This is a genomic window from Haladaptatus sp. CMAA 1909 (assembly GCF_043952005.1).
Lineage (GTDB): Archaea > Halobacteriota > Halobacteria > Halobacteriales > Haladaptataceae > Haladaptatus.
Genome location: NZ_JBIOAV010000003.1, coordinates 431,921 through 446,794 on the forward strand (window position 1 = coordinate 431,921; position 14,874 = coordinate 446,794).

At 48.6% G+C, this 14,874-nt stretch carries 9 protein-coding genes and 1 pseudogene; 3 read left to right on the plus strand and 7 right to left on the minus strand.

Annotation, left to right across the window (positions count from 1 at the left end; all coding sequences use genetic code 11):
* Positions 1–761: 761 nt before the first annotated feature.
* Positions 762–1,835 carry a thioredoxin domain-containing protein gene (locus ACGYLY_RS23950; RefSeq protein ID WP_395285276.1) on the minus strand — a complete coding sequence of 358 codons (1,074 nt, stop codon included), beginning with the start codon at positions 1,833–1,835 and terminating at the stop codon, positions 762–764.
* Positions 1,836–2,547: 712 nt separating this feature from the next.
* Here ACGYLY_RS23950 and ACGYLY_RS23955 point away from each other — a divergent pair.
* Complete coding sequence (locus ACGYLY_RS23955; protein ID WP_395285277.1) at positions 2,548–3,408, plus strand: DsbA family protein; 861 nt, start codon at positions 2,548–2,550, stop codon at positions 3,406–3,408.
* 226 nt (positions 3,409–3,634) lie between these two features.
* Here ACGYLY_RS23955 and ACGYLY_RS23960 read toward each other — a convergent pair whose 3' ends face one another.
* From ACGYLY_RS23960 to ACGYLY_RS23980, 5 genes are all read right to left on the minus strand, one after another.
* Positions 3,635–4,297: an AIM24 family protein gene (locus ACGYLY_RS23960; protein ID WP_395285278.1), complete on the minus strand. Its 663-nt coding sequence runs from the start codon at positions 4,295–4,297 to the stop codon at positions 3,635–3,637.
* Positions 4,298–4,468: 171 nt separating this feature from the next.
* Positions 4,469–6,172, minus strand: coding sequence for an L-lactate permease (locus tag ACGYLY_RS23965; protein ID WP_395285279.1), 1,704 nt, complete (start codon positions 6,170–6,172; stop codon positions 4,469–4,471).
* An 804-nt stretch (positions 6,173–6,976) separates the two neighbouring features.
* Positions 6,977–7,804, minus strand: a complete 828-nt coding sequence (locus tag ACGYLY_RS23970; protein ID WP_395285280.1) for an ABC transporter permease subunit — start codon at positions 7,802–7,804, stop codon at positions 6,977–6,979.
* Positions 7,801–8,718, minus strand: a complete 918-nt coding sequence (locus ACGYLY_RS23975; protein ID WP_395285281.1) for an ATP-binding cassette domain-containing protein — start codon at positions 8,716–8,718, stop codon at positions 7,801–7,803. The genes ACGYLY_RS23970 and ACGYLY_RS23975 overlap by 4 nt, the downstream gene beginning before the upstream one ends.
* Positions 8,719–8,816: 98 nt before the next feature.
* On the minus strand, positions 8,817–9,473 hold the full coding sequence (locus ACGYLY_RS23980) for a Yip1 family protein (RefSeq protein WP_395285282.1): 657 nt from the start codon (positions 9,471–9,473) through the stop codon (positions 8,817–8,819).
* Between the two features lie 1,237 nt (positions 9,474–10,710).
* Between ACGYLY_RS23980 and ACGYLY_RS23985 the strand changes: the two are divergent.
* Positions 10,711–11,999: pseudogene (locus ACGYLY_RS23985) on the plus strand (RNA-guided endonuclease InsQ/TnpB family protein).
* A 182-nt stretch (positions 12,000–12,181) separates the two neighbouring features.
* Here ACGYLY_RS23985 and ACGYLY_RS23990 read toward each other — a convergent pair.
* Positions 12,182–13,519 carry a polysaccharide deacetylase family protein gene (locus ACGYLY_RS23990; protein WP_395285283.1) on the minus strand — a complete coding sequence of 446 codons (1,338 nt, stop codon included), beginning with the start codon at positions 13,517–13,519 and terminating at the stop codon, positions 12,182–12,184.
* A 319-nt stretch (positions 13,520–13,838) separates the two neighbouring features.
* Between ACGYLY_RS23990 and ACGYLY_RS23995 the strand changes: the two genes are divergently transcribed.
* Positions 13,839–14,789, plus strand: a complete 951-nt coding sequence (locus tag ACGYLY_RS23995) for a hypothetical protein (RefSeq protein WP_395285284.1) — start codon at positions 13,839–13,841, stop codon at positions 14,787–14,789.
* The last annotated feature ends 85 nt before the right edge of the window (positions 14,790–14,874 follow it).

The following is a 14,874-nucleotide window of genomic DNA, read 5'->3' on the forward strand; positions in this document are numbered from 1 at the left end:
GTCGTTGTTAAAAAAATTATTTAGGCGAAACAAATCGGCTACGCTCAACGCACCTATGTATCGGTGTGTCGGCTGCAAAGAAACCGCAGGTGCAATGACCCCCCATATTGTTTGCCCTGAATGCAGTGGCAAACTAGAGAGAATTGATCTCCATAGGTGATAATATTCCGATTTTGTGTTAAGGATATTACAACGGACTCACAGCTATATTCTGTTTAGAAAGTGTTACGAATACTAACCATCTGCTGAATTATAATTTCCACAAAGCCTATTACTTATACGATACAGCAGTATCTATGGAAATACTGCCGTACGTTCAGCGTCTCTTTGGTTCTGGTGATCAAAAAGATGTCATAATCGAATGTCGGAAGTGTGGCACAACCCTTGCATCGAGTACAGAGGGGTGTCCTTCATGCGGCTCCAATTCTATTTGCCATTTTGATGTTTCTTAGCTATCGCTACTTCGTTGCTACTGCTGAGACAACCACCGGTGTCCGGAGTACCACGATTAAGTACTGGCACATCAAATTGAAAATCCAAAAACTATTTAATATCTCTTCTGTGTGTGGGCCAAACTGCCCCGGATAGGATGAGAAACAATAGGAGAACGGTTGAGATAATACTATATATTGACTAAGGACAAAGACAGCGATCTATCCTCTCCTATTGGAGATACTATCTCTTCTGTATCACAAACAAATGTGACATCATTATAGCAATATATTCGCGGGTCCAACGCCCAAACGCGTGGATCGTCTATCTTATCCGAAGATTACGCGACAGATAGTTCCGATGGAAACGGTTCCAGTATCTTCGTTGTCACTGCTCGAATCCGAACTGGAAGAAGGTGAGTCAGCACTATCAGTCGACGAGTCAGTTGCGTCCTCTGACGAACCACTCTCACCCGAGTCGGAGGAATTGGAGGTCTCGTCAGAGGTAGTATCCGAATCTTCATCGGATTTGTCGCTAGAACTGTCTGTTCCAGTATTAGATGTACTCGTATCTTCGGATTCCGAGTCATCAGAGGACTGGTCAGACTCGGTGGTTTCTTCAGTACTAGTATCGTCGTTGCTATCTTCCTCACTGGTGGACTCGGACGAAGATGAACTATCATCAGAACTGCTTGACGCACTCGCATTCGGAATACGCTCGCCAAGCCAACTGAGAAGATCATCAACATCGTGATGGGGAGAGGTCTTGTCCCCATCGAAAACCATCGTTGGCGTCCAACTCACACCATAGTCACCAGCGGTATACCGGTTTTCTTCTACGTCGTCATCGTACCGACCTGATGAAGCTCGGTCAATAATTGTTTCCCGACTAGAGACGTCTGCCGAGTCCATTCGGTCTTCCATCTCGCTGAACGAGACATTGCCTCTGATCAGGTCCGAGAACATGTAATTGAAGAACTCCCAGTAGTCTTCTGGTGAGACATTCCAGACACCCAACGCGGCCTCCGAGATGAGCGGGTCACTGTCGGAGATGTAGTATGTTGAGGTACCATGCGAAGTAGTTCCTGGCGGTTGGTATGCAAGTGCACGGAATCGAAGATTCAGGTCACCAGAGGTAACATACTCGTCCAATACTGCCTCTAGGTTGCCATCTCGAACAAACTTCTGCGTATATGGACATTTAAAGTTCCCATACACCGTTGCAGTTGGTGCATCGGGATTCGTTCCCATTGTCGCGTACGTGCGCTCATCCGCGTCATCAGGAACAGGTGCGTTCGAAAGGTCCGTTGCTGCGTTCACAGGAATTGATCCACCGAGGCCGACTGCCGCCATCACACCAGTTGTCTTCAGAAACGTTCGCCGCGATGCATTTTGCTTTGACATCAGTGATTGGCTCCAGAATAGCTGATATAATAGACCCCCCTAATTGTACAAACTGTATTCTCAGTTTTGAAGTATTGAACAACAATTTCTTACTCTTGCATCTGTGTTCAAACTGTTTAAACCGTTCTAGCCATACGCTAAAATAGCACTTAGATGGGTTCAAACGATCGGTTCGTCGAATATATTCAATAGCGCTTAAATAAAAATGATAGATGATGAGAGATTGTTTGGAAACAATTCACAAAGGCGATCTCAATCCTCCACATATCCACTTAATGAATGCATCAACCCCTCCATCCCATAGTAGATATGGTGCAATAAAAGGGATATCAATTACAGCACTGAATAGCGTTAATAGTTGAAGTAATATGCTACAGATTCGGAGGTCATTCGGATGTAATCTTCATTCCATCATAATTGATATATTTTGGAGTAAACTAAAATGCTCTTGAAAAACATTTTCGACGTGCCAACGAGGGGGTCATGATTTATAGGGTTTCAAATAGGGGTCGCTCATTAAAAAATAGAGGTCCGTATATACTTCACCGATAATATGCCATCTGAATATATTGTCGGACCAAAAGACGTGATAATCCTCGCATGCAGGTTGTTACGAACGTTTTTTCAGGAGAAGTATGAATAGTCAAACACTGATTAACGAATCAGACAACAGTAGCCCTAAGTATATTGGAGAACAATTTGTAGTAATACTATGAATCGTAGAGCCCTCCTAAAAAGCGCTATTCCAATCGGGATGCTAATTGCAGGGTGTACATCACAATCAGATGGGTCAAAGAGTACCAGTACTACTCAATCAGAAACGAGCACTGTAGGTCAATCTTCACAAAAATCGTCAGCAACAAAATCATCAGTAGATGATACCACAACACGCTCAACTTCCAAAACTACAACTGATGAGGTAGCCGGTAGTACATCAAAGCAATCTACAACTGAGAAAACAACTATTTCAGACACAAAAGAAAGAAAGACCACATCTACGGCGCGCTCAAGACCAGACCATCCCTCTACAAAAGGCGTGTTCGACGAGCCGACCCGTGGTCCACTTCCCTTCAGTAAAGATGCGACACTGATTGTTTTTGAGGACCCATCTTGCCCAAATTGTGTTCATTTTGAAGAAAATACATATCCAAAACTCAAGCGGAAGTATGCGGATACTGGTAAACTTTCGATTGTGTTCCGTACCATTCCCGTAATTAAACCATGGGCGGAAGAAGCGACCTATGCTCTCGAATCTACATTCGTACGAAATGAACCTTCATATTGGAAATTAAAGTCATATTACTTCAGTAATCAAGATAGCCTAAACGACGAAAATATATTGGATAAAACAAGCGATTATATTGCTTCAAATACTTCGCTGAGCAGTGAGGATGTAGTTCAAGATGCGAAATCAAAAGCACAAAAAAAACAGGTGGATGAAGATCTAGCTGTCGCAAAATCGGCTGGTATCCGGGGTACACCAACGTGCTATGCATTTCGGTCAAATAGATATATGACCGAGATCATTGGCAAACAAGGCTATAGTGTGTACAAAAATGTACTCGGTTTGTGATGTTTTCCTGTTCGATTATGAATTAGTATTCTGAAAGTCGTGTTTTATTCTTAGGGAAATAGTAGCAATGTGAATCAATATTGTATAACGAAAGCACCCAAAGGAGGCGATCCAATCATTTTCCTTAGTATGTAATACTCTCTTTTAGTCCAATTCCTAATGATTCAATGATTTCTAATCCATGAAACAACGACTGAGTCCCATAGGTCACCCGACCCGTAGTCGTTCACTCTTGGGATTGTATCTCTTCGTAGGGTTGAATAATAACAAACCCTCCTTCTTCGGCGAACTGTAGTTGATACGTTTCCCCGGAGGACCGTCCAATGAAACTCTTGAGATTCAGATCACGTTTCGAACTTGGTGAGACGTTACTGCTCCATGCGACTGTCGCATTGGGGTCTGTATTTACCGGCGTTGGAACGACAAGTGGTTCGCCGTGTGTGGTGATTGCGATATAGCCTGGTCCTTTCAGATATACGTTAAACAGACCGCCTGAGGAAGCTCCGGCGATGCTACTCATCATCTTGATGTCCCAATCGACACTGTCCTCGAAGGCAAGTATGTCGTTTCCATTGACACTGATTTCATCATCGGCTTCGAGTTCAAGTAGCTGAATCTCCTTGCCTTGGTCAGCCAGATAGAGATGGCCAGTTCCAGTCGCCTTCATCATCACTGCACCTTCGCCGGTAGCCTTCTGTTTCAACATTCCTGTTAACCCACCGGCTGATTTCTGCTCAAAGGTAATCTCGCCGGTATAGCCGACCATCGATCCTGCTTGTGCCATGACGCTCCCGTCAACCGAGACATCGAGCATCTTAGAGCTCTCCAATTCGAATGTGTTAGCTGTTTCGCCCGGTGCATGGGTGGTTACAAATTCGTCGAGATTCATCGATTGATACCCAAACGGTGTATCCCAACGCATCCGTTTGTAGTTATCGTCCGAAATTCGACCGCTTGGTGAAACAAATTCGCGATGTGGAACGGATGTTCTTGACGTGAATTACCACGGGTCGGGTGACCCGTGGAATTCTGCTTGTTACCGTTTAAAAAATAGACGGCGTCAGAAGACGCCGGGGAAGATGACGTAGACAAACAACATCGTCAGTATTCCGGTCATGGTCGCATAGTAGGCTAACGGGAGGAGTTCGAGTCGGATGACGCGTCCTTCCTGTCCAACGAGGCCGACGACTGCAAGCGCCGCGACGACGTTGTGAACCGCGATGAGGTTCCCAATCGCACCGCCAACGGCCTGTGCGCCGACGAGGATGGTACGCGAGACGGCGAGGTTTTCAGCGACGTTGTACTGGAACGTTCCGAACAGGATGTCGCTTACCGTGTTCGAACCGGCAAGGAACGCGCCAAACGCACCTACGAGCGACGCAAAGAACGGATAGACGCCGCCAGCGAAGTTCGCAGTTGCGTCCGAAAGGATGACCAGCATGCTGTCGATATTGGCAGCTTTACCGGATTGAATCATAATCTGAACTGTCGCAACCGCGAACAGCAATGCGATGACAGCAGGCATGACGTTCTCAACCGTCTCGACCCACGAGTCCTTTATCTGGCGACCGTTCATCCCGTGCAGTGGAATGGTGATGAGGTGAACGACGACGAACACCGCTCCCGGCAGGTAAAGCAGTGCGAAGTCATTATCGAGGCCGGTTCCGAAGATGTTCGACCACTTGAGAACGAGCGTACTAGTCAGGAAGTCGGTAAGGGGTGTCCAGACACGGGTGAGCACAAGCAGCACCGCCAGCAGTGCATATGGTGTCCACGCCTTCCAGAGCGGCATCTGTCTAGTCACGACACCGCCGTCTGCGGCGATAGAACGGTCACTCGAGGACGTCTCGCCGGGTTCGATGTCGCCGACCCAGTGGTCCGGCCAGAGTTCCTGCGGTGCGAAGTCCCACTCCTCATCAGGATGGAAATATCCGGCCTTTAGTGCGCCAACGGTGAATACCATCCCGCTCATCGCGCCGATGAGGCCGGGAAACGTCGGTCCAAGGAGGTATGCGGTAAGCCAGTACGGAACCGCGAACGTGAACCACGCGAATAAAGTGAGCGGCAGCACTTCGAGTGCAGGCTTGATAGAACGCTCTTCGCCGAAAAACCGCGTCATCATTGCGACGCCAATAAACGGCAACAACATTCCGACGATGACATGGAACGACGCAGCCCACATGCCGATTTGTGCTACCCATTCGGGTACTGTCGTTCCCGCGGGCGTTGCCACGTTCGCAGTCGAGAACGTGTCCTGCAAGCCGATGATGAGCGGCGTTCCGACCGCACCGAAGGTGATGGCCATCAGGTTCCCGGTGAGTGCGACGACGACTGCCGCAAGTGGTGGGAAGCCCAGACCGACCAACAGCGGGCCAACGACTGCCGCCGGCGTTCCGAATCCCGCGGCGGCCTCGATGAACGACCCCATTAGGAAGACGAGGAGGACGACCTGCACGCGTCGGTCCTCGCTGATGGAGGTGAACCCGGCGTTGATGGTGTCGAAGGCACCGGTCTGTTTCAGTGTGTACAACAGCAGGATCGCGCCGAAAACTATCCAAAGGATGTTCGCCGCGGTGATGAAGCCGTTTATCGTCGCGGCCACAATCCACGCCGGTGTCATTCCCCAACTCACGAAGCCGACGACGACGGCCGACAACCACGCGAGCGGCATCGCACGCGTAGCGGGCCAAAACCGTCCGATCATGAGGTATGCGATGACTGCCAGCGGCAGAACCGCGAGAACTATTTCGAGGATGCTCGCCATCGCGACTCACCACCCACTGTCGTCTTGGCTGGCGGGATTGAGGGTTTCTCGGCGTTTCTGTTGTCCGGGTTGTTTGTTGAAACGGCGTCCGCAACCGGTCGGTATTGTCTCTGCCGCGTCATAGTAGCTCTCCGTTGGTCAGTGCCACCTGTCATGGGCCGATGGTACACAGAACAGGATATATAATTAACGATTATATCAATAATTTCAATATATAAAATGCAGGAATATCGGGCACCATTCAGTCGAGTCGTCGCTACGACGACTCGAACTCTGTAACAGTCCACATGGTACCGCATGTGTATTTCACGCAGATCGGTGTTTCATCCACAACCATAATGCCGTCTAAAAAGCGGGGACCCCTCCCCAGTATGACCGGAATAGACCAGATTAATAGACCGAATAAACACTACTTGCGGGGATTCCTTTTGAATGTGAGTCTTACACCATCTATCATTGTCCATTCGTCAGACACATCTCAGCGATATTCAAAAATATATTTACCTACTCTCCTGGTACAAAGTTAATATGACCAAGAACACCCCACATACGAACTCCATTGGGCAACCGATTTGCGGACGTACTGACGGGAACTCTAACGTCCCGTGTCAGTGCGTCGTTCCGTTTCCGGGCAGACCGTGTCCCCATCATCGAAAGTAAGCACTCTACCATACCTATTACTAATCACCGACTGGATCCCCGTTCAATTCTGAGAAATTCGTGACCAGCCTCTCGTTCCTACGCCGAGTGTACTTTTCGAACGGAAATTAACAGAGAGACTGGCGAATGCAGTCCCCCGATCGGTTATGTTAGTTCCGCGTGAGCGAATCTCCACCGCCCAAACGCAAGCGGGAGAACAATCCAGAGGGCGAGGACGACGAATCCGAACCAGCCCTGTTGCCAGAACGTCTCGGCGGCGGAAGCCGTGTTCGCCGCCGAGACGGTCGAGAACGCGTGCTTGAACGCAGTCTGCGGATTGACCACCCGAATGAACGAAAGCAGATCTGTCTGGAACGCGGCTGAACCAATACCGTACCGCCGAAGAATGAGTCCTAATACGGCCGTCAGAACACCCCAGAGGAACGTGAACAACACGACCAATCCAAAGCCGATCAATACGATCAGGTTCTCCGAACGAAGGCCAGCGGACACGCCGACGCTGACGCTGACGAACGTCGCTCCGAGAACGAGCGATAAGAGGACGAGAACGAGATAATCGGTCACAGCTAACGTTGCCCCGAGTGCGACGATAATGGCACCGCCGACGAGAAATCCGATCACCGTCGCGAGCGAAACGATCGCCGCTCGACCGAGGAACTTCCCAAAAACGACGTCCGTTCGCGTGTGAGGTAACGAGAGTAGCAGTTTGAGACTCCCCGACTCGCGTTCGCCCACTATCGAACGATACCCCGAGAAGATTCCCACGGCGGGCAGGAAGATACCGAGCGGCGTCGTCAGGGAGACGATGACGGGAATCTGTACCGAGTCGTTCCCCCGGAAGATGTTCGAGATTTTGATGACCACGAACGAAACCCCCGCGAAGAAGAGCACGAACGCGACGATTAGTGCGAACAAGCGCCGCGAACGGCTCGCGTCCCGAACCTCCTTTTTCGCGATGACTCGCCAACTCATACCGTCATCGCCTCCCCTTCCGTGTACGCCGCAAAAAGGTCCTCGAGCGAGGCTTCGCGTATCGAGAAGTCTTGAAGCCTCACGCCGGTAGATTCGACGGCGTCAATGACTTTCGCCTTCGATCCGTCGGCGATAGTGACTGTTATTCTGTCATCTTCAGTCGTCACATCCGCGATTCCCTTGCAACTACGGATCGAAGCGAGTACCTCGGACGTTACCTCGGAGACTACAATGGTCAGTTCGGTCGTCGCACTCATTTTCTGTCTGAGGTTGCGAATCGAATCCTCGGCCACGAGTGACCCGTCCGATAGAATTCCAACCCGATCACACACTGCCTCGACTTGATCGAGGATGTGACTGGAGAAGAAAACGGTTGCACCGCGTCGATTCTCTTCGAGGATGATTTCACGCATTTCGCGCGCTCCGTTCGGGTCTAACCCGGTCGACGGTTCATCGAGAATGATGAGATCCGGTTGGCCGACGAGCGCCATGCCGAGTACCAACCGCTGGGTCATTCCCTTCGAATAGTTCCCCGCCCGTCGGTCGGCGGCATCCGCGATGCCGACACGTTCGAGGATTTCCATCGGCGCATCGCTTGCTTCTTTTGACTCGATAGCCAGTTCGAGATGTTGAAATCCCGTAAGGCGATCGTACACGTCGAATCCGTCCGGCAGGACACCCACGCGCTCGCGAATTTGCTGTGAATCAGTATGAGCATCCATATCAAAGAGGGTCGCTTGCCCGCTCGTCGGACGAATGAAATCCAAGAGGAGGTTGATCGTCGTCGACTTCCCTGAGCCATTTGGACCGAGGAAACCGTAGATTTCGCCGTCGTCGACCGTCAGGTCAAGGTTTTGGAGGGCGGTCACGGAACCAAACCGTTTCGTGACATCGTCAAGTCTGATAACGGACATTCCATTCAAACAAATGAATACTGTGTTTAAGAATGTTTAGTTAAGCTGATTGTCTATTGCGTGTGAACGAAGTTATGGACGCGGGGTACGGTTCCCCGTTAGATGACGCTCAGGATTCGTAGGACTAGAGCAATAACGACGGGAATTCCGACGGTGATGATAGCGTTTCGTCGCGAGAGACCATGCAGTTTCTCCATCCCTGCCGTCCAAATCCACCCGCTCCAAGCTAACAACACAATGCCGATGAGGCTCGTGACAAAGAGTGCTGGGTCGTTCTGGAGTTCTTGGAGTGCAGCATTTGCTGCTTGGTTATTGTCGGGAAGGGTCACGCCGGCGTAGACGTAATAGGCCGCGATGGCGCTGATGACTTGACTAACGAGAAGTGGTATGTACCCCCAACCTGTGAAGGCAAAGGTATTACCTAGTGACCCATCGCCTCCGAACACAAAGCGAGCGATGGCGTAGAACACGACGCTGTACACGACCCACGCGAACAATACGCCGAGGAATCCGAAGATGACTCCAAATATGCTCGTGAATGTTCCGATAGCATCGGCGGTCGATTGGTTCATTTGCTGACCCTGGGATTGGACTGCGTTCGTGACTACTTGGCCGCTGACATTCACTTGTAGTGCGGTTCCAGCCGCAGCGATGAGCGCTGCAAGAAGGACGATGAGGGTTGGTATTAGGAGGCCTGGGTTTTCGACTTGTTCGTCGAAAAACGATCGCGGTTTGGAGAGTATTTCGAGGACCATATTTCCGAATCTATCGGGTAGAACCATTAATATTTCTCTTTCAAATGGATTTTATCGGAGAACGTGTGTGATTCCTGGGCACCAAATGGACTAACGGGTAACTCGGTTTGTTTTCATGCGAGTACCACTGATCCACGTTCATTCGTTGTATTGTTTCACCAACGTATCTTCGACCGTCTTCATCGAACTGTAAGGAGGTAACTAAGACGTCGTTTACACCGGTGAACCCCTGCTATCTTGTCATTCCCCTACTAACTCTTTTCGTCCGTTTCCTAGTCGTATCCATCGAGTCAATGGTGGAAATATTTTGTTCGATCGTATCCTCATCGTCTGTTTTGCCTTCGTCGGACCAATCGTCGTCAACAGGGGGCGTCAACTGAAATATGATAAATCAATTCATATCAAGTGTAGCCATCGGGCAAGTCTTTCTGTCCGATTACAAAAACAATTATGAAATAAATATATGTTGATGTATCTGGTCAATTCAGCAAACGCTACATAACATGGGGATAAGATTGAATAAATATGAGTGAGTCAGAACTTGTGCAAGCGACTTCGGGACTACTTTTTTCTGTTTTTCTCATTGGAGGATCCCTCCTTTGTGTGCTTTTATTTGGAGTAATAATCTGGGCGCTTTCTTCTTCATCTCTGAATCACAGTGGAATAGTCACACAAACGAGGGTTGTGGTAGCATTATTTTTCATGTGGGGTGGCCTAGTCGGAATGACGATTGGGGGGACCCTATATCTTTCAAATTTGTAGGCATGTTAATTAAACTAGTTTCAAGGTGGCTCTCCCAGCGATTCGATAGCCACTTTTTATGTGCTAGATCTCATCTCGGAGAGAAGCATCTATCCTGTACTTATTCGGGGTATCTCCCTAAACAGCCCTTTAGCTGGATTACAGGCGCTAAGCCCCCTTCCTCAGGGAGCGCCGAAGACGCGAGCAGGGAGGGGATACAGCGTCCCCAGAAATCGAAGATTTCTGGTGTGCAAACGAGACGCTTCGCGTCTCGTCAACGCCGTCATCGTCTTTCGTACACTGTTCTATTGCACGCCCACAGGCCCATGTAATCGATATGTTTATAGTGCATAACGTGCAATGTGTGCATACAGTGAAGCGGAAGACTATCACCATCCGCGAAGACCAAGACGAGTGGATTGAGGGGCAACACCTCAACCTCTCATCGTTCATTCGCGAGAAAATAGACGAACTTATAGAGGAGCGAGAATAGCGGATGTACTACGCCTACAGATATCGCCTTGAGCCGTCCGACACCCACCGAGAGGAGTTAGACCGCTGTCGCGATATCTGTAGGCAAGTCTACAACCACGCACTCTACCGCTTCAACCAAATCCCCGAGAGCACAGGTACCCTCAACCAGCGCGTTCGGTCTATCCGTGACGAACTCCCCAGTCTCAAAGACTGGTGGGCGAAACTCTCGGACGTGTACTCGACAGTTCTGCAAACTGCTGTTATGCGAATTGAGCAGAACATCAAGTCGCTTGGGAACTCAAGAAGGACGGCTACGGCGTCGGTCAACTCAAGTGGAAGTCCCCACGGGAATTTCGCAGTTTCACGTACAGTCAGTCTGGCTTCAAGCTCGACAAGAAGGGCGGTCAGACCGTACTGTCTCTCTCGAAGCTCGCGGATATCCCGATACGACTCCACCGCGCGATTCCTGACGATGCCAAACTCAAACAAGTCACGCTCAAGAAAGAGCCGACGGGCGAGTGGTTCGCTTCCTTTGGCGTCGAAGTAGACCGCAAACCTCCCGAAAAACCCGATGAACTCACCGACGTGGTGGGTATCGACGTAGGCATTCTCAAATACGCTCACGACACCGATGGAACGGCGGTCGAATCGCTCGACCTCTCGGACGAACGTGACCGGTTGGAACACGAGCAACGAAAGCTCTCGCGCAACCAACATGGGTCGGAAAACTACCACAAGCAACAGCGTGTCGTTGCACGTCGTCACGCTGATTTAAAACAGAAGCGCCGGGACTTCTTGCACAAGCTGTCAAACTACTACGCCCGAGAGTACGACCTTGTTGCAGTCGAAGACCTGAACGTCAGGGGCATGCTCGAATCCCCGTCGAACAGTCGAAATACGGCGTCATCGGCGTGGCGGACGTTCCTCTCGTTGCTTGAATACAAGTGCAAACGCGAAGGGACGCACTACGTTCCGGTGAACCCACGAGGAACAACGAAAGAGTGTGCGTCCTGTGGTGTTTCGACCGAGAAGCCACTGTGGGTGCGTGAACACTCGTGTCCGTCATGTGGGTTCGAAGCGGATAGAGACGCGAATGCGGCCTGGAACATTCTTTCTCGCGGTATCACCAAAGTAGGAGTGGGATGCTCCGAATCAACGTCACCAGAAATCGACGATTTCTGGTTGGCGAACGAATCGCTTTGCGATTCGTCAACGCCTGCGGAGACTGCGCTCCCTATGGGAACTGCTGTTGTTCCTGCAAAGCGCGTCGTGGAAACAGGAAGCCCCGTCCGCAACGCGCGAAGCGCGTAGGGCGGGGTAGTTCACTGATGTACCTCACTCAAATATATTCTCTCTATCTCTAAGTGACGACTGTCTGTGTTACGATAAGAGGAGTTCCTACCTTTGAGTACGGAGATGATATCAACATAACTTATAGAAAGCTGCCATAAAACATACACTGAAACCCAAGATCCGCGAATTCAGTGAAATTTTCAGACTAGAAGACCTTTTTTCTCCAAGTCAGTAAGTGTGACTACTTCTACGTTGCTCTGTTTGAGATGACGAAGAATGGTTTCAAACTTTTTCTCGGAAAGTCCACCTTTACCAATTCTATGAAAGAGGAAGACAGATAACTGCTTGTATGCCGCGCTATAGTCAATCATCTGTTTTGTTCGCGCGATATCATTTCCACCATACATTCGTGAGAGGATAGTATCCTTCGTAATCACCGGGAGGGAATTTGGAGATGCTCCAAATGAGAGCGTCATATCAAAGTGCTTTTTCGCTAATTCGAATGTCTTTGGACCAACAATGTTTTTTGGAACGGCCATATACTTATGACCATTATAGCCATACCGTTTGAGCCAACTTTTTGCGTCCTTCATTACCTTCTCTTGTTCTTTTGCAGGGAGTTCTGGAAACGGACTAGAACCTATATTCGGATGAGCAATCATATCCCAACCATCTTTCACCATTTTACGCATTTGCGTTTGGGTTAGAAAACCATCGTCATATACTGCATCCGTGATGACAGCGTCTACCCCTGGGAAACCATGTTTTTTCATGTGTTTCTTGTAAGCAACGGAGTAGTGAGATTCAAGACTATCATCGAACGTCAGCATAACCATTCCTTTCTTCGGTGTGGGTACTGTCTTTATATCATCAACGTAGTAATTGATAGGTTTCTTCGAGTTAGGATCCTCTGGTCGACCGATGATACGTACCTCATAGACCTGTGAGAGGTCTACACTTTTTTGGCGTTGAGCATCTGTGACTCCAAGATTTACTCGAACCCACTTTCCCTTTGGCCCATATAGTGTGCGTTTCAACTCTACAATATGGCCCCGATCCGGGGCATACAATTGTACAGCGATTTTCATACGGTCGTGGGAAGTGCACTTGAATGCCAAAGAGAGGTTTTTGTTGCCAAAGTTAGCTGGATTGCTTCCAAAATTTATCCGGTGAATCTGCCCTTGAGTAGATTGTTGGGTCCCACTTACATTAGCAGACTGTGATCCAGCATATTTTTGCTTCGTGCTCTTTTTTAATTTTCCAAGCCCGTCGACGGCACTCCAATCCTTGAGCGATTCGAAATTTTCGAATACGTTAGGAGATTTCTTCTGATTTTTCTGCGTAGTGGTCGTGCTCTCTTTTGCTGTTTGTTCTTCTGAAGTTGAAGCTGGTGTCGTACTCTTTTTTGCAGTAGTTGATGTCTTCTCTGGAGTGGATGTATCCTCATTCGAATCTCCAAATACAGAACATCCTGCAAGACCAACCGTCCCTAGTGTAGCAGCTGTTGTCAGGAAGGCGCGTCGTTTTTCGCGGGGCATCGTTATAGACATTCGGGAGAGTAGTGTTAAAGCCTTTTTCAAATCTTGTGCTGGAGTTAGATGTTCCGACAGATATGGATGATTAATATCTCGTTAGCCATTTGAGACCAATAAATATAGTCTATTTTAGAGGAATTGTTTTATTTTGGTGGTTTGCTTTCGAATGTGGATCTAACCCATAAATCTGATTCTTAAGCAAGATAGTCCGATAGACCTGGATATAACTACAATATGAACAACTCGATTTTAATTAAGAAATGGCAAGGAAAGAGTATATGAATTCGAAAGAGTTAACTCGCATTATTCCGGTATGACGACTATGTCAAAAAAACCTCGTGAGCTGCTCGGGTCAACTACTCTATGGCGGCTTGTTTCTCTACTTATGGCGTTTCAATTATTGTTTGCAGCATTTATTACTCCTGTTGCAGCGAATTCGAATACAGAAGAGGAAGATTCTACAATATCCATTGAACAGTTACTCAACTGGATTGATTCGATGTCAGAATTTTGGATGAAGAATTTCATGGAAAAAATGGATTATGGTGAAATCCCGAAATATCTCTTTAACCAGCACCACGCCGACAATACGTGCCAATCCAGTAACAATTCAACAAACACTGATTCTGACGAAGATGGCATCCCGGATATTGTCGAGACAAACGGAGGTCAACCGATCGATACGGACGGCGACGGGACCCTTGATTCGCATGATACTGATTCAGATAATGATGGCATATTAGATAGCGTAGAGGGGACAACCGACCGAGATGGAGATGGAATAGCAGACTATCGAGATCCCCATTCTGACAGAGATGGGACGTCCGATAATAAGGAGAAAGACAAGGACACCGATAATTCGAAAAGTAATGGGGAAGAGGACAACACTAGTACTGATGGTGAAAACGATGAAGAACAGAATTCAAATGAATCGGTAAGTTCGACCACCACTAATGAGAAAACCGATGGTCAAACTCCGAGTGATGGCACCAGTACCAAGACCTCGACTAGTCAGATCACTTCGACGGAACCTACCAACAGTAAAACGACAAACACCCAGTCAACAGAAGATCACACCAGGGGAAAAGTAAGCACCACAACTAATAATTCGACTCCTGGTGCACCCAGCACTAAGTCAGCTCAAGATTCCAAATCACAAGAACTCGTACCTGAATCAGGAGCACTTCCGGATATTAACTCACCGGTGATCGCAATAGTTGGATTATTATGTGCACTTGGTGGCGCAATCGCTATTGCTCGTAGTCGTAAATAGATTCGACAAATTCAAGGCTACAATCTCGGTGATTCAGATCTCAATTATAAGGTGTAATTTAGACACCATGAGATACAATGACTTC